This is a genomic window from Pedobacter sp. MR2016-19, from assembly GCF_014947265.1.
Lineage (GTDB): Bacteria > Bacteroidota > Bacteroidia > Sphingobacteriales > Sphingobacteriaceae > Pedobacter.
In genome coordinates this window covers 102,942-120,467 of the sequence record NZ_JADCNK010000001.1, presented here as the reverse complement: position 1 = coordinate 120,467, position 17,526 = coordinate 102,942, and the positions used below count along the sequence as shown (strand labels likewise).

The 17,526-nt window shown below is 38.4% G+C and carries 11 protein-coding genes; 3 read left to right on the top strand and 8 right to left on the bottom strand.

Annotation, left to right across the window (positions count from 1 at the left end; translation table 11 throughout):
- Position 1 precedes the first annotated feature (1 nt).
- The 4 genes from IM793_RS00535 to IM793_RS00520 form a co-directional block, all read right to left on the bottom strand.
- Positions 2 to 1,024: a pectinesterase family protein gene (locus IM793_RS00535; RefSeq protein ID WP_193419250.1), complete on the bottom strand. Its 1,023-nt coding sequence runs from the start codon at positions 1,022 to 1,024 to the stop codon at positions 2 to 4.
- Positions 1,025 to 1,105: 81 nt separating this feature from the next.
- A complete protein-coding gene (locus tag IM793_RS00530; RefSeq protein ID WP_193419249.1) occupies positions 1,106 to 2,704 on the bottom strand; it encodes a DUF5123 domain-containing protein in 1,599 nt (532 codons plus the stop codon).
- A gap of 11 nt (positions 2,705 to 2,715) precedes the next feature.
- The gene (locus IM793_RS00525; RefSeq protein WP_193419248.1) at positions 2,716 to 4,512 is read right to left on the bottom strand and encodes a RagB/SusD family nutrient uptake outer membrane protein; all 1,797 of its coding nucleotides are present in this window, start codon (positions 4,510 to 4,512) and stop codon (positions 2,716 to 2,718) included.
- Positions 4,513 to 4,534: 22 nt separating this feature from the next.
- Complete coding sequence (locus IM793_RS00520; protein ID WP_193419247.1) at positions 4,535 to 7,717, bottom strand: TonB-dependent receptor; 3,183 nt, start codon at positions 7,715 to 7,717, stop codon at positions 4,535 to 4,537.
- Between the two features lie 258 nt (positions 7,718 to 7,975).
- On the opposite strand from IM793_RS00520, the gene IM793_RS00515 reads away from it, so the two are divergent.
- Positions 7,976 to 8,986 carry a LacI family DNA-binding transcriptional regulator gene (locus IM793_RS00515; RefSeq protein WP_193419246.1) on the top strand — a complete coding sequence of 337 codons (1,011 nt, stop codon included), beginning with the start codon at positions 7,976 to 7,978 and terminating at the stop codon, positions 8,984 to 8,986.
- A gap of 318 nt (positions 8,987 to 9,304) precedes the next feature.
- Positions 9,305 to 10,489 carry a class I SAM-dependent rRNA methyltransferase gene (locus tag IM793_RS00510; RefSeq protein ID WP_193419245.1) on the top strand — a complete coding sequence of 395 codons (1,185 nt, stop codon included), beginning with the start codon at positions 9,305 to 9,307 and terminating at the stop codon, positions 10,487 to 10,489.
- Between the two features lie 112 nt (positions 10,490 to 10,601).
- Here the strand turns inward: IM793_RS00510 and IM793_RS00505 are convergent, their stop codons facing one another.
- From IM793_RS00505 to IM793_RS00490, 4 genes are all read right to left on the bottom strand, one after another.
- Positions 10,602 to 11,036 carry a carboxymuconolactone decarboxylase family protein gene (locus IM793_RS00505; protein ID WP_193419244.1) on the bottom strand — a complete coding sequence of 145 codons (435 nt, stop codon included), beginning with the start codon at positions 11,034 to 11,036 and terminating at the stop codon, positions 10,602 to 10,604.
- A gap of 323 nt (positions 11,037 to 11,359) precedes the next feature.
- On the bottom strand, positions 11,360 to 11,929 hold the full coding sequence (locus tag IM793_RS00500) for a Crp/Fnr family transcriptional regulator (RefSeq protein WP_193419243.1): 570 nt from the start codon (positions 11,927 to 11,929) through the stop codon (positions 11,360 to 11,362).
- Between the two features lie 55 nt (positions 11,930 to 11,984).
- A complete protein-coding gene (locus tag IM793_RS00495; protein ID WP_193419242.1) occupies positions 11,985 to 12,767 on the bottom strand; it encodes a GLPGLI family protein in 783 nt (260 codons plus the stop codon).
- Between the two features lie 2 nt (positions 12,768 to 12,769).
- Positions 12,770 to 15,574, bottom strand: a complete 2,805-nt coding sequence (locus IM793_RS00490; RefSeq protein WP_193419241.1) for a TonB-dependent receptor — start codon at positions 15,572 to 15,574, stop codon at positions 12,770 to 12,772.
- Between the two features lie 136 nt (positions 15,575 to 15,710).
- On the opposite strand from IM793_RS00490, the gene IM793_RS00485 reads away from it, so the two are divergent.
- A complete protein-coding gene (locus IM793_RS00485) occupies positions 15,711 to 17,522 on the top strand; it encodes a DUF4153 domain-containing protein (protein ID WP_193419240.1) in 1,812 nt (603 codons plus the stop codon).
- Positions 17,523 to 17,526 lie beyond the last annotated feature (4 nt).

Genomic DNA, 17,526 nt, shown 5'->3' with positions numbered 1-17,526 from the left:
ATTAATTTGTGATTGAATTCCATTGATCCGATCCGCTCAATATATTTTTTAAAGTATATTTTTTGGCCTCTTTATCAGTAAGCTGTTTCGTCCAGGCTAATCTTGTTCTGGGCGAGGCACCATCCCCCTTATTTTTATATTCTGCATAAAATACGGTCAGTTCCTTATCTGGGAACATCAGATCGCCTTTCCATGGATTCCAGCCTTCGGGTAAAATATGTTTTCCCAGCTCGCAAGTAATAAACACCGTTTTTGCATAAGGCCGCCATGGTCTGCCCAGATACGCTTTGGTTACAGTTTCATCTGCAATGAGCTTACAATTTATGAAAACAAATCCGAATTTCTGTTGCGCGGAGGTCGAAGCTGCGGTAACATAAGAATCGCTTAAACTTTTGATGGAACAATTTTGAAAGACCACTGTGGCCTTGCCGAAAATAAAATCGGTTGTGCCTTCAATATAACAGTTTTGATAATATTGACGACTATTTTCAGTAGCGGCATAAAGCGTATCCTGATTGCCCAGAAACCTGCAGTTTTTTGCGATGAATCGATCACCTTCTACATGCAGCGCAACAGCCTGGCCAACGCGGCCAGCAGAATTGATAATGGTTAAGTTTTCGAGATGGATATCATTGCCCTGGACCAATACAGTGAATGACGTATAGGTGCTCAATTTAGCATTGCCAAAAGCATCCTTACCTGATGAATTGGCCTTCCCTGAATAATCATCAAAGGTAATTATGGTTTTATCGATATCTTCTCCAATAATCGAAATCCTGATTTTCCACGAAGGAATAATTAATTTCTCCTTATATATGCCATTTTTAACATGGATATTAACTTCTTTCTCGCCTAAATCCCTCACCGAATTTACAGCCCCCTGGATGGTCTTGTAATTTCCGCTGCCATCCTGTGCAACGGTTATTTCTGAAGGATATTTAGGGTCTTGAGCATAAACTTTCGAGAAAATGCAGACATAAAAAATCAAGACAGCGGCAATGTAGGTTATGGTTGATTTTGCCATATGATTACAATAATTCTTTACTGTGAATTTCAACAAAAAAAGGCAGAAACGGGTTCTGCCTTTAAAAATGAATTAATAAAATTACAATCTCCATCTAGGGTCGCCAGAGGTTGATTTCCCCACAAAACCATCGTCTTTTATTTTGAAGTTCTTAGTTGTTGGAGCTGTCAATAATGTAGCACTCGTTCCGGCATAAGCTGTAATACCAGGAATCGCATTAGCTGTAAATACCACATCTGAGGTTTGGTAACTATTTGTCACAGTCGGGGCTGTTGCAGATCTTATGCCTCTTGCAGTTGCTGCTGGTGATATTGTTTTGGTAATTATGTTATTCTTGAACGAGAATCCACCTGAAATGGTTTGCGCATTATAATCAATAAAATACCTGCCATCTCCAACTACATTGTAAAAAGTGTTGTTTTCTATGGCCACGCTAAGGGATGGTGCTGCATTATGCAAAATCAAGCCAAAGCCGATATTTGAAAAGGTATTATTGGTTAAGGTAATATTATTGATTTTGCCAGTAGCTACATTTGAGTTAATAAAAGCATAGTTACCAACCCCCGGGCCAGCGTCGGCTATACTAATATTATCAATTATGCAGTTGTTTACAATAACTTTATTGATTGTAATTGCATTTGTGCTTTGAATACGAAGAGGCGAGTTAACAAAATGCCTGATATTACAATTTTCGAAAGACACTTCATCCATGTTGGTGGCGAGACTTTGATTAATTAGATATTGACGTCTGGTTGTTGTTTCATCGCCTTTTGCATAAGCTGTGATGTCTACATTTTCAAAGCGCAGTTTCCCGCCCATTGTAGGTAAAATAATCTGCGTAAAAGAGATAATGGGTTTAACTGTAGCAACCTCACCAATTATACTGATATCTATTCCGGCTGGTAATGTAAAGGCAACATCGGCGTTATATTTTGTGCCTTCCAAAATTACAAATCTTGTGCTTTTTGTAGCGGCGGTTATCATTGCTGCCAAATCATCAGTTGCAGATAAAATCACAACATCAGCTCCTGTGGGCAATTCAGCTGGAGTAGTAAAGGTTTTTGTTCCTCTAATTGTTGAACCTAAAAATAAGGTTACGGTATAGGATACTTTTGGACTTAAACCTGTTAATATTACTTCGCCTGCAAGAACTTCTGCAGGGGTAACAGGGCGTGTAATATTACCTGGATTAATCGATATTGTAGTGGCATTTTCACCGACTGGCCAATTTAAGGTAACTGTTCTCGAAGTTAGTTTAGCTGGTAAAATATCTTGAAAAATCTGTTCGGGTTCTGTTTTTACAGAAGTGCTAACCCATTTGGAATCTGCAACACCCTGTGCAACGCCTTTTACCCTAATTGAATATTGCGTATCACCTATTAATCCGGTTACGGTATAGGGTAATTGAGCCACAGTAACACTGGCAATTGATTTTACAGGTGTGCCGGTAAAATCGGCATTATCGTATACCTCAATGGTATAAGAAGTAGCATTTGGTACGGCGTTCCATGTTAATTTAACCCCGGTTTTATTTACTATAGTTGCCGTTAAACCTGGGCTCGAAAAAACCCGGTCAACCTGTAGTTTAGTCACTTCTTCAAGCTCATTATCTTTACATCCTGAGAACCCAATTAAGGTCATCAGAAAGAAAATGATGATATATATATTATTTCTTTTCATTACCAATAAGTTTATAAGCCCAAATTTTTATTGTTTAACATTCCGTTAGATGAATCTAAAAATACCTGCCATATAGGCCAATATTGCTGCATGTTAGGGTCTTTGGTGTAAAGCGCATTCCAGTAAGAAACAGTTTCACCGGTTGTAACCATTGTCCAGGCTTTATTTGAAGTGTAGCCTAAAGCAAGACCCTGCGCATCGGTATCACCGAATTTTAAACCATAAATTTCTACAGTTTCGCCATTGGCCGCTGTTCTGTAATAAATTTTAGCAGGTAAAGCGGCGTACTTACCCTGCCTGTTTTCCAGTTGCTGTAATTTAGTTTTGGCTTCAGCCAGTTTCGTGCCCAGTAAATTCCAACGGATCAGGTCACTTTTCCTAAGCATTTCTCCTGTAAATTCCAGGGCTCTTTCGTTTACAACAGCATCGAAAAATGCAGTTTTGGACGCTGTAGCTGTAGCCATAAAAGCAGTAACCTTTGCAGGCGCTGTAGGGAAAGCCCTATCGCGGATCATTTTTAAATATGGGGCTGCAGCAGCTGGACCGTCGATATCATTAACAGCTTCTGCTGCCATTAAAATTACATCGGCATAACGCATATACATCCAGTTTAATCCATCATCGTTGGTAGAAGTTACCCTTCTTTTCATCCACTCGTAACGGTATTTGCCAAAGTATAAACGGCCAAGTGCCGATGGTACCTGCGCTGCACCTTTGGTTCCATCGCCGCCATCCCACTCATAAGGTACAACTGTTACATCCCTGCGTACATCTTCATTTTCATATTCGTAAAGCATAATCGGGTTTGGTCCATCTGTTCCGCCTTTGTTCTGACCGGTGTACTGGTCTGTTTTGATGTGCTTTACGCCAAGATCAAAAATTACGCGGCCACGGCCATCACTAAAGGGAATTTCCCACATTGATTCTAAACCGGCTGTACCGGTTTCTTCGTTCAGTTTTCTGAAAACTTCTTCAAATCCAAGCAATCTTAATTTACCACTTGCAATAATTTCCAGGCATTCTTTTTTGGCAATGGCATACATTTTATCGTGCGATAATTCCGGATCGGAACTTAATTTTATTGTTCCATCCAGGCGTTGTGCATAACCACCTGCGGCCAGTGCCAAACGTGCTCTTAAGCCTTTTGCAAAAGCTTTGTTTACGCGCTCTACTTTAGCTGTTGTGGTATTTTCGCCAGGCCATGGCAGGTAACCTGCAGCTTCATTTAAATCGGCTAACAATTGTTTATAAATTACATCTCTATCGTTTCTTGGCAAATACGATGTGGCGGTAGAAATGGGCTCAAAACGAGCAGGCACATCGCCCCAGCCTTTTATAAGGTCGTTGTATATAACAGCCCTTAATGTTAAAATTTCACCAAGGATCTGCGCCATTGCCGGGTTACTTTCTATATTGCCATAAGTTCTAATTCCCCTTATGGCCAGGTTGGCCCTTTCAATGCCTTCGTAAAATTTAGCCCATGCATTATCTGTGGTGTTCATTTGGCTATTGTTCACATTAGAGTTGTAGTTAGACAGTTTTGCTTTGTCATCATCAACCGCTTTTAAGGTGTTGTATACTTCTGTATCGTTGTTAAGCCCATAGTAGACTAAAAAACGTCCTCTGTACGAATTGGTTTCTCCAAATGATTGTAATATACCTGCTATAGAACCTTCTGCTAAGCTAGGGGTAGAAAAAATAACAGATTCATCCAGCGAAGATTTTGATGGTGCATCTAACGTTTTTTTACAGCTATTTACAAGTGTTATCCCTGTAATAATGAATAGCGCATATATAATTTTTTTCATTTTCTTAAAATTGAATGGTCTTCTAGAAATTAACGTTTAATCCGAATACGAAAGATTTACTTCTTGGGTACGCAGAGTAATCAACTCCAGGTGTAAGCGGTGTATTCCGTCTGGTAGAAACCTCTGGGTCGAAACCACTGTAATTGGTCCATAACCATACGTTATAAGCAGAAGCATAAAACCTTAATTTTTTCATTTTCAGTTTACTTGATATTTTTTCAGGTAAGGTATATCCAAGGGTAAGGGTCGATAACCTTAAAAACGATCCATCTTCTACAGCCCAGTCGCTTAGTACAAAGGTTTTGGTATATGGCGACCATAAAGTGGTGTTTGCATTCATTTCTGTTAATTCGGCGGGGTCGTTGCTGATTGTTCCATCTGCCTTTAAATTTGTCCAGCGTTGTCCGCTCTCCATAACCGAAATCAGATTTCTTGAAGCGTATTTACTGGTAGAGGTATATTCGATTTTATTTGCATTGTAAACATCGTTTCCATAACTCCAGTTAAAATATGCACCAAGGTCAAAATTGTAAATTCTCGAATTAAGAGAGAAACCACCAGTATTTAACGGGTTGGTATTGCCGATAATAGACCGGTCGGATAAATCAATCTTTCCATCTCCGGAAATATCTTCTATTTTCATTGTACCAGGGCGTACTGTGCCTACAAATGAAGTCGCATCAACTATACCTGGCTTTAATGCCCATTTCCCGCTTGTAGCGTCGTAACCTGTAAAATCAGAAACTTCGTATCTGCCAGCGCTTTTATATCCGTAAATACGGCCAATTGATGCGCCTTCTTCCACCAGGTAATCTACACCAACTTCTGTTGATGCCCATCCCGAAGTACCATTAATGTTTTTAACCGAACCTAAAGAGATTACCTTGTTGCGGTTAAAGCTGATGTTTGCATTGACCGTTAGATCGAAATTCTTTTCTTTTATTGCATTCCAGTTTACAGAAAATTCTAAACCTTTGTTCTGCGTTTGACCAAGGTTACGGTATTGCGCATCATATCCTGTACCCCCAACCGGGAATAAGATCAGGAGGTCTTTTGTTTTATTTAAGTAGGCATCAATTGTACCCGTAACTTTCGAATTAAATAAAGAAAAATCCAGTCCGATGTTCCGCGTTACTGTTGTTTCCCATTTTAAATCAGGATTTGCCATGATCTTAGATGCCGCCCAGTAGTTATTGAAACCATTTATCCAGGTGGTGTTAAAATTCATGAACGATTGTGTAATCTGGCCGGCAGGGATATTGTTGTTACCTGCAGCACCATAACTTCCCCTTAATTTTAAATCGGTTAACCAGGATTTTGTATCCTTCATGAAATCTTCCTGAGAGATTCTCCAGCCGGCAGAAACTGATGGAAAATAACCCCAGTGGTTTACGGCAGAAAATTTAGAAGAACCATCTGCCCTGAATGTCGCGCTCAATAAATATTTGCCTTTGTAGTCGTAATTAGCCCTACCGAAGAAAGAGAACAATTTATCATCTGGCTGGAAATTGTTATCTATTATAGCGGCTTTACCTTGAGTGGTTAATACCCTTGTCTGCTCAAATCCAAATGTTTTTGGAAAACCATGAACTTCAGTCGTTAAGGTGTTCTGCTCCGTTTTGATAAATTCCTGACCCAATAAAACATTAAGGTTGTGGTTTTGGCCGAGGATTTTATTAAAGCTATAATTAAGTGTATTCGTATTCCTAAAACTATTTCTAGTGCTGTTCATCGAATTAAGTGTAGGCAGGTTGGGATAATCGGCAAGGTTTTTTACATAGTAAGTGGTAATGCCATAAAAGCGATCCTGATCATTCCTGAGCCCGTCGTAACCTACTTCAGACCGAAGTTTTAAGTTATCGATGATTTCATAAGTTGCTGCTCCGTTAATATTATAGGCTTTACGGTGTGCATACTGGTCGTTATCCGAAATGGCAACCAGTGGGTTATATAAGTTAAATTCATCATTGGTCTCTGTTGATGCTGTTAGGCCTGGTACCGGAAAGGGTGGGTATAGGATCGCATATTTTAAGCGCGAATCGGCTGATGATTTTTCATTCTGCTCGTTAGTACCACCACCATTGGTCTTGGTATCGGCATAGCGGAAACCAAAATCTAAAGCCAGCGAACTGTATAACTTATGGGTTAATTTAAAGTTGATGTTCTGTCTTTTAAAATCAGACATCTGCATAATAGCCTTGTCGCTTACGAAACTGTGGCTCAGGCTGTATTTGGTTTTGTCGCTTCCGCCTGTAATGCTTAAATTCTGGTTAAAGGTTGTTCCTGTACGACCAAAAGAAAGATCTTGCCAGTCATTTTCCGCAATATTATTGTACAGATCTATATCCTGATAATTTCCAAAATACTGAGTATAATCTGTTATTGAGCCATCTAAAAGCGCACGCTCATATTGCCAGTGTACGTAATCAGATGCCGATAACACATCCAGTTTCTTCGCTACTTTTCTGGTGCCACCAAAAACATTATAGGTGATATTCGTTTTTCCATCTTTACTGTTTTTAGTTGTAACAAGTATTACCCCGTTAGCACCCCTTGCCCCGTAAATGGCAGTTGATGAGGCATCTTTTAATACATCTATTGATTCGATATCCTGCGGAGCAATATCGGCAATGGAGGTTACCGGGAATCCGTCTACAATATACAATGGCGAGTTATCGCCGGTAATAGAACCGCCCCCTCTTACCCTTACGTTAATCTGTGCATCCGGCGAGCCTTCTGACGATGAAATATTAATCCCAGCTACCCGGCCCTGAATGGCCTCTAGTGCAGAGGATACCGGAGCCGCAGCAATAACATCAGCCCCTACAGAACCAACAGCACCAGTTAAGTCCTTTTTACGTACTGTTCCGTAACCAACATTAACGGTTACTTCTTCAAGATTGTTCGCATCTTCATCTAAAGTAACTGAAAGTTTCGTTTCGTTTGTTACCGTAACATTTTTGGTTTTATAACCAATGTAGGTAAAAGTTAAAACCGCACCATTTGCCGGGATACTGATCTTGAATGTGCCATTAGCATCGGTACTGGTTCCATTTTTCGTACCAGCAAGGGCAACACTCACACCAATCAGCGTCTGGCCGTCTTTTTTATCTTTTACCGTTCCAGTAAGCTGCCGGTTTTGTGCCTGAGCCAATGATAATCCGATAAAAGTGAGAAATGTAAATAAGAGTAAAACTCTGCTCATAATTATTAATTTAGTAGATAAGATTTGGTTTTTTAAGATAGTGCAATCGCTTGCACATAGAATATAATTCTATTTCGGAGCGTTATAGTTTGTTTATATTTGGTTATTTTTACTTAACAATTTTACAAACTAAAAAGCAATTGAAACCAGATTTAACTAAAAAAGTGTGCAAACGTTCCCAAAAACGTTATCTTAACGTTTATTAATGTTACGGAGTAAATCAACCATGAGATATTTTTTGTAACTTGTACGCAATACATGAGATTTGAAACATCTACCATAAAAGATATTGCTAAAGCATTAGGGCTGTCTACATCTACGGTTTCCCGGGCTTTAAGAGATCGTTACGAAATTAGTGAGGAAACTAAAAAGCTGGTTTTAGCCTATGCTGAAAAGGTAAATTATCGTGCCAATCCGATTGCCAGAAGTTTAAAGGAACGCCGTAGCTATTCAATCGGCATTATTGTAAGTGAAATTGCCAACAACTTTTTTTCTCAGGTAATAAACGGCATTGAATCAATTGCCTACGATAAAGATTACCATGTAATTATTTCTCAAAGCCACGAATCGTACAAGCAGGAAAAACTAAACGTTGAACACCTGGCATCGCGTTCTATTGATGGTTTATTAATTGCACTTTCTTCAGAAACACAGGATCTTGATTATTTAAGGCATTTATATGCAAAGGGTTTACCAATTGTATTTTTTGATCGCGTTCCCGAAGATTTTGAAACCCATAAAGTAATTGCCAATAACTTTAAGGGCGCTTTCGATGCCACAGAACACCTTATTTTATCAGGAAAAAGAACCATTGCCCATTTAACGAATTCAGAAAACCTTTCAATAACGAAAGAAAGGTTAGCAGGTTATAAAGCGGCTTTGATTAAATATCATATCGAATTTAGGCCCGAACTGGTGAAATATTGCCAGCATGGCGGTATGCACAGCGCGGAACTGGAAGAAGCGGTGAAAGAACTTTTGCCATTTATGCCCGATGGGATTTTTATCTCAAGCGACCGTTTAACCACAGGTTGTATTATGGCCCTGAAGAAAACCAATCCTGAAGTGGCACATAAAATTGCGATTGCAGGTTTTACCAATTCTAATCTCGTCGAGTTGTTCTCACCATCCTTAACTTCAGTTAAACAGCCTGCATTCGAAATGGGGCAGGTGGCCACAGAATTATTGATTTCGATGATCGAAGCTAAAAGGCCCGTTACCGAGTTCGAAACCAAGGTTTTAGATACGGAACTGGTGAAGAAGCGCTGAGCACCAAGCGGTTGGTGATTTCTGCAAAGCGTTGAGTGTTTGGCGCAGAGCATTCAGCGATAACTAAACGCTTAACGCTAGTCGACCAATGCTCGATGTCATTATTTAAGCCATTGGCACAGGTGAAAATAATTTAACCACAGATAAAAAGGATGGACACAGATATAAAAATCAGTGTTTATCTGTGTCCATCTGTGGTTAAAAATCTTAACTTAATGACATTGACCCAACTCCCTCCTCTCAACTCAAAACTTATCATCCATCGCTGAGCGCCAAACGCTCTACTCCAAACTCCCGGCAAATTATTACCTTTGCGCTATGGTAGAAATTACATTAAAAAAGGGCAAAGAAAAGGCGGCATTACAAAGACATCCATGGGTATTTTCCGGAGCATTAGAAAAAGTTAAGGGAAAACCTGAAGATGGTGATTTAGTCAAAGTTTTTGCTTTCGATAATGAATTTCTGGCCTATGGATACTTCAATAGCAATTCGCGTGTTGCTGTTCGCTTGTTAGAATGGGACGAAACACAAACGATTGATCACAACTGGTACCAGAACCGGTTAAAACAAGCCATTGCTTCGCGTCAATTTATTTTAAGCGAACAGACCAATACCTGTCGTTTAGTTTTTAGTGAAGCCGATTTTCTGCCTGGCTTAATTGTTGATCAATATGCTGATTTCCTTTCTCTTCAGATTTTAAGTTCCGGAATTGAAAAGGTTAAAACAGAGATTGTAGAAATACTAAAAGCAGAATTAAAACCAAGAGGCATATTCGATAAAAGTGATGCAACCGCTCGTACCCACGAAGGTTTACCTATTGAAAATGGATTACTTTGGGGCGAAAATCCACCAGAATTTTTGGAGGTAAAAGAAAATGGGATTATTTATCATATCAATATTGCTGAAGGACAGAAATCAGGCTTCTATTGCGATCAGCGGGATAACAGAAGTATTTTAGCCAGTTATACAAAAGGTAAAAAAGTTTTGGATTGCTTTAGCTATAGCGGAGGTTTTAGTCTAAACAGTTTGGCAAATGATGCGGCAAGTATTACCAGTGTTGATAGTTCTGGTTTGGCCGTAGAGACGTTAAAGCAAAATGTAGCTTTAAACAAATTTGATGTAAATAAAGTAACGGCCATCCAATCGGATGTGAACAAACAATTGCGTGCATTTAAAGATTCAGGAGAATTGTTTGATGTGATTGTGCTTGATCCGCCTAAATATGCACCTTCGCGTTCAGCGTTAGACCGTGCAGCAAGGGCTTATAAAGATTTAAACCGTTTAGGGATGCTATTGCTGGAAAAAGGAGGCTTATTAGCTACTTTCTCTTGCTCAGGGGCAGTTGATATTGAAACGTTTAAGCAAATTATTGCCTGGGCAGCGCTTGATGCAGGCAAGGAAGTACAGATTATTAAACAATTCTGCCAACCGGAAGACCATCCGGTTCGGATTTCTTTTCCTGAAGGAGAATACTTAAAAGGACTATTATTAAGGGTGCTGTAAATTTGGCCCTTTAGTGTTCAACTTTCAACCACAAAGACACAAATTACCAGGTTATTTTAAACATTAACCAGGTGTTATCGTGTCTTTGTGATAAGCTGAAAGAGGAATCTAATTATCCAACCATCACTTTAGCAGTAATGGCCAGTCTGTTCCAGGCATTAATGGTAACTATCGCCATAATTAGCTGTGCTAACTCCTGCTCGTTAAAAAAGTTTGCCGCTTTTTGATAAGTTGCATCAGAAACATGGTGGCTAATTAAGGTTACTTCTTCGGTTAAAGCCAGAACAGCTTCTTCTTGTGCCGTAAATAAGGTTGTTTCTCTCCAGGCATTTAATAAATACAATCGTTGTTCGGTTTCCCCTATTTTACGGGCATCTGTTGAGTGCATATTTAAACAAAATGCACAGCCGTTAATTTGCGATGCACGCATTTTAATCAGTTCTAAAAGAATTGGATCTAGTTTGCTGGTTGATAAATATTTCTCTAAACCGTACATGGCCTGGTAAGCTGCGGGTTCTACTTTTGGGATATCAATTCTACTTTCCATTTTATTTGTTTTTTGATTACGATGTAAAGTTCCGAATCCCGATCCTGAAAAAACTTAATGTAGTTTAAGAAATGAATTTTCTAAATGCAAAGTGCGCTAAGTAGGGTTAAAAGTCCTGTTAGTTCGCCATTTAAATGTTACTCGAAAAATTTATGCGATTCGTCATTTCGACCGCAGCGGAGAAATCTATAGGTAATTTATTTAATAACAGAACTTGCAGATTTCTCCATTCCGCTTCGCTACAGTCGAAATGACGCAAAAACTGTAAACCCACTCTGCATACTTTGCGTTTATTTCTCTGCGTCCTTTGCGGTTAACAACAACTATTTTTTTGCCCTGATCTTACTCAAAAACTCTGGAGTAAAACCCAAATAAGAAGCCAACATGTATTGCGGCACACGCTGTACAAATTCAGGGAATAAACTGTTAAAATGGCGGTATCTTTCTTCAGCTGTTTGGCTATAAAGGAATTTTATCCTTCGTTGTGATGCCTGGTGGTTTTTTTGCAGGATTAATCTGAAGTACCTTTCAAGCTTAGGGAGTTTATGGAACATCTCATCATAATGATGATGTTCGATAGCGATGACTTCGGTAGCTTCAGCCGCCTGGATATAAAATTCAGATTGTTCCTGGAAAAGAAAGCTGGTTAGATCGGTAATCCACCAGTTTTCTATGGCAAATTGAGTCGTCTGTTCAGCACCCTTTATATCAATGAAATAAAGCCTTAAGCAGCCTTTTACCACAAAATAATTTGTCCTGCAGGTTTGCCCTTGCGATAATAAAAAAGCTTTCTTTCTAACAGTAAAGGATTTAAGAAATGGTGCAAGAATTTCCTGTTCATCGTTACTCAGATCTATAAATTTATTAATGTGTTTATAAAGTGCGCTAACCATTTCCATACTATTGATCAGCTAAAATAGGTATAATTATAAAAATGAAATCAATGGCTTAAAGCGAAAAAGCCTTATATATTGGATGTGCATATTCTCCCCAGTTCTTCATCGCGCCAAGTAATATTGCTTTTAAACCTTTGTTATCAGTCGGCTTTCCTTTTGTAGGTGGCGCTAAATCTTTCTCCGGCACGGCAACTTCTGTAACTTTAGTTGCAAACCAGGTTACATTTTCATGAGGCAAAGCTAAACCTAAAATCATTCCAGGTAATCCGGTAAAAGATTCAGGACCACCGGAAACGGCAATCTGATTACTGTAATAAGCCACCACGTAAACCGAATCCATAATAATGGCATTTGCCCTACGACATTCATAACCTGCAATTTCTCTTGTTTCGTCGGTAATTTTCCAGTTAATCTTACGTATACTGTCTTTAACCAGGTAAGTATCTTCATATACGCTTTTTTGTGTGGTACTGGTTTGCAGATCGAAATTTGTGGCAATGGTATTTTTCAGGTCGGCCAGCACATCAGATGCCAACCAGTTATTGTTTACCGTTTCTTCTACCGTTGGCCATTTGTATAAACTTTTATCTTTAGTAAAATTTAAAGTGCTTTTGGTAACCTTAAACTGTGGATTGTTCTTTTTATACTGCTCAAAAGCCTCATTCAGATAGCTTTCATTGTCTTTGTTGATCTTCTTTTGGATCAAAGCATACATATTTGATCTCTTTTCAAACTCAATTATGCCATTTTGTACGAAGTGTATATTCTGTGCAAAAAGATCGCTGCTAATGAAAATCACAGCAAAAAGGATGATATATTTTAGTGTAGTTTTCATAATTATTTCTGTGTTTTAATGCCGCCGCCCATTTTGTTGAAGTCCCATGATACCGAGAACATTAAATATCGTTGGATGGTGGTGTTACGTGTTTCGCTGATGGTCGTATTGGTTGCCATGCGGTTGAATCCTACATTTTGGTTTAAAATATCGTTCACCGTTAAAGAGAATTTTAAGCTTTCTGATTTAAAGAATTTTTTACCCAGCGATGCATTCCAGATAAAACGTTCGAAACTTTTGTTAAGCACCTGTGTTTTACCGTTATACTGATAATCTCCGTCCGAAGATATTTCGAATTTGGCTGGCAACTGTACATTTCCGTAGAAATATCCAGTATATCCTATACCATCACTGTTGGAGCCTACGCTTACCCTCGAAATATTATATGTAGGACCAAAACGGACGTAAAAATTATACTTTTTCTCCTTGTATTTCGAAACGTTTAAACCACCACCATAAGTATAGTTTTTGGTGTTATTTAATACCCTGTTCTGGTTAGTAGTGATGTAGTTGTAGTTAGAATTTCCGTTTGCATCCACATTTAAACCAACATTCATATCCAGAAACTTAATTTTCCGACCAATCTGTCCGTACAGGTAAAAGTTTGTCTGCATTTTATCCGAAAAATTGATATAAGTGTAAGTACTCTTACCAGCACCATCGGTATTTACATCACCAATGATCGGGTTTGAGGTAAAACTATAAGAACCACTTAACCAAATGGATTGATTGGTTAACACTTTATAAGAGTTGTAATTTGTACTAATACTGCTTCTGAATGATGGCCTTAAATCCTGATTTCCTTTAACTACATTAAAAGGGTCATTGTTTACCCTAACCGGCTGTAACTGATCGAGTGAAGGCTGGTTGGTATTCCCGTCATAATTGATCCTGAGCGATTTCTGTTGAGAAAAACGATACTGATATGATGCCTGAGGCATATAATTCACAAAATTTCTGATGTATGTTCTGTTGTGGTAAACATCATTCTGTTTAAAGTTTACTCCGCTAAATTTCGAACCAAAATTGATTACCGTTTTACCCTTTTTATAATTGAAAATGGCACCACCCTGATTAATGGTTTGGTTCAGTTCAAAATTGTTACTGTATAGTGTATCCAGCATATCATATCTGCCACTTCCTGATTGATTGAATGATCGTCGGTCTGATTTTCCATTCATCAACGTTAAACCATAGTTCAAAATCACCGTTAAGGTTTTAGAGAGCGGTTCGGTATAAGCTGCATTTAATTTAAACGAATTGTTTGTGATATCGTTTACCTTTAACTGGTTGGTAAGACTATCCAATATTGTCCCTGTTTCTATAATACGTCTTTTATTTTCAGATTTTAAATAGCCTTCAGAATTGTTTTTATTAATTGATTGGTTAAGGTTTAAAGATAATGTACGCCCTTTTTTCTTCAGTTTTTTGGTTAACAACAAATTCATGTTGAAATTCTGGTCGTCCGCCTCGTTGGTGATCATTCTATCTGATGAATTTAAGAAATAGTCATTTTCTCCATTTGTAGTCGTTTTATAGTGGTTTGAAGTATTGCTTTTTTTCAAAGCGCCATCTACATTTACTTTCATGGTTAACGTGGTATCGATTTTTATTTCGTAGGTCGCATCCAGTTTTTGCCTGAACATGTCGTTATCAAAATCTTCATCTGAAGTGCTAAATTGCGAACCTGATGCTAAATTATTCTGGCTGATCGAATTCCGGCTACCTTTTACCCTGATCGATCCAATTTTATAATTCGTATTTAACGATTCTTTATCCTTATTCCATTTGTTATCGAAATGCAAACCACCTGTTCTGGCCATTGGCAAACCCTGACCATTGTACCTGCCATCATACGAATCGAAATCATCGCCCCCGCTATAGTTGAAATACATTCCGCCATCATCACTCACCGTTAAGCCACTCGAGCCGCTATATTTATCCCTATCATCCCAACCTAAACCTACCGTTCCGTTATTGCCTAAAATGCCGTAAGCCGAAAATTTCTTTTTGCCCCAGAATTTATTAAACATTCCCTGACCCTGATAAAAATCTTTCGTGCCATAACCACCCTGCGCTTTACCGAAATAACCGTTCTTTTTATCTTCTTTGAGTTTAATGTTTAGCGTTTTAGTTTTTTCGCCATCATCAATGCCTGTAAAACTAGCCTGATCGCTCGCCTTATCATAAAGCTGAACCGACTCTACCATATCAGCCCGAAGATTTTTCGTAACTAATGTTGGGTCGTCGCCAAAAAATTCTTCTCCATCTACCAATACCTTCGGCACCGTTTTGCCCTGAGCTGTAATTTTCCCATCCTTATCTACCTGAAAGCCCGGAAACTGTTTAATCAGATCCTCTACCTTTGAGTTTGGTTCGATATTATATGCTTTGGGATCAAACTCTGTAGTATCACCTTTAATTTTTATGGCTGTTCTGTTTCCTTTAATAATTACATCAGCGAGAATTTTGGCCATCCCGGTGAGGTTAATTTTTCCGTAATCTTTAACCTGAGTAGTAGAATCGAGCGTAAAATGATCTACAAAATCTGCATACTTAGGATAAGAAACTAATAAGATAAACTTCCCGTTTTTAATTCCGGTAAGCTCGAATGAGCCATTTTCTGCTGTCCGGGTAAATTTTACCAGAGTAGAATCTTTTGCATTTAAAACGGCAATAGAAGTTCCCGATAACAGGGTTGTCGATGCAGTGTCAATCGTTCGGCCCTTAATCGTATGGAGGCCCTGTGCTTTTGAATAAGTACTTGTAAAAATAAAAAAGAACAATGAGAGTAACAGCGGTTTCATAGATAGGATTTGGTTTTGTTTATCGAATTTAACTAATATATTAGTTGTTTTTGATAGTTTAACCTTTTTTAACAATTTAAAAATTGAGCTGTAGCCATTAACCATAAAAGATGATATCTTTAATCAAAAAAACCGGATGAAATTACCTTCTCTCCAACAGCTTTACTATGGTTTTAGAAACGTAATAAAGCGCTTCCCCTTACAATTTATTTTTGCCGTTGCTGCAACTATTTGCTGGTGCTATTACATCCACATTTCAGATTACCGATATCATTCGGAACCAAATGAAAAACTCGAAGGCCACCTGATAAAAGCGATAGCTATTTTAAATCTGGCGCTTACGCTTTTATTGGCTCTCGATTTAATTTCTGAACGGAACCAATATCTGCCAATAAAAAAATGGATGTTGCGCGTGGGAGGCATCCTGATATGTGCAATACTATATTTCAGCCTCGATCCTGCAAACTATTCGGCAGATCTTTACCGCATTTTCCTATTCGCCTTTGCCTTTCATTTGCTTGTGGCATTTGCTCCATTTATTGGTCATGCAAAAATGAATGGTTTTTGGCAGTTTAACAAAGCACTTTTTTTAAGGTTTCTAACTTCTGCGCTTTACTCTGCCGTTCTATATGCAGGTTTAGCAATTGCCTTGGTTGCCATTAACGGATTATTTAATGCGGATATCAGATGGCAAACTTACATGACTTTATTTGCCATTATTAGTGCGGGGTTTAATACTACTTTCTTTTTAGCAGGAATCCCAACGGATTATAAATTGCTTGAAGAAGATCAAAGTTACCCAAGAGGCCTGAAAATATTTACACAGTTTGTGCTTATCCCACTTGTAACCATTTACCTGGCAATCTTACTGATTTACGAACTTAAAATCGCAGTACAATGGCAATTGCCTAAAGGACTGGTATCGAGCCTGATTTTAGGCTATTCGGTATTTGGCATTTTATCGTTGCTGTTGGTTTACCCGGTTAAAGAAACAGCAGGAAATAATTGGATTAAATTATTTTCGAGATTCTTTTATGTCATGTTGATCCCCTTAGTGGTACTTTTATTATTAGCCGTGTGGAAAAGGGTTGGTCATTATGGTATTACCGAAAGCAGGTATATTTTAACGGCACTGGCACTATGGCTTGCAGGTATAACCATTTATTTTCTCTTCAGTAAAAAACAGAATATTAAAGTTATCCCAATAAGCTTGTGCATCACTTCGCTTTTGGCTACATATGGTCCGCAGAGTGCTTTTTCAGTTTCTAAGTTCTCGCAGTTGAGCCGTTTAAAAAGGATCATGAGCAGTACGAAAAAAGAGGATATAAAAGAACGACCTGCGGTAATCAGGTACCTGGTCTATACTCATGGGTTAAAAACTTTACAGTCTTTTACCAAAAAAGACCTGAGCAAAATAGAGCAGAAAATCGATACCTCTGATACTTACCGTTATAGTATGAAAGAAAAAAAAGTAGATACTGCTTTAGCTATTTTTAAGGTTAGGGATGAAAGAAAATACGATGAGGGTGTAAACATTAAACTTCAGAACGACGAAAACCAGGTTTTGAATGTTAAGGGCTATGATTACCTCATCCCAATTAATCAATACCCCAACGAAAATTTGATACGTCTTAATGGTGCAGATCTTAAAATAGAGAGAAGCAACCTAAATGTTTCACTATCAATTAACAATCAGCCGTCATTACATATCGATTTTAAAGCGTTGTTCGATCAGGCGGTAAAAGCCTACCAAAAAGGAGAATTAAAGGCGATTGATAAAAAACAGGCGTACCTCTATCCGGCAAAGCTAATGACTGTTTCCAAGAATATTAACGGATACCAATACACCATTGTGCTTACCACATTAGAAAGTACTTATTACGACGATAATCGTGATGATTATTTTTGGAACGAGACTACTACTTATCTGCTTATTAAAAAACTTTAAGCTA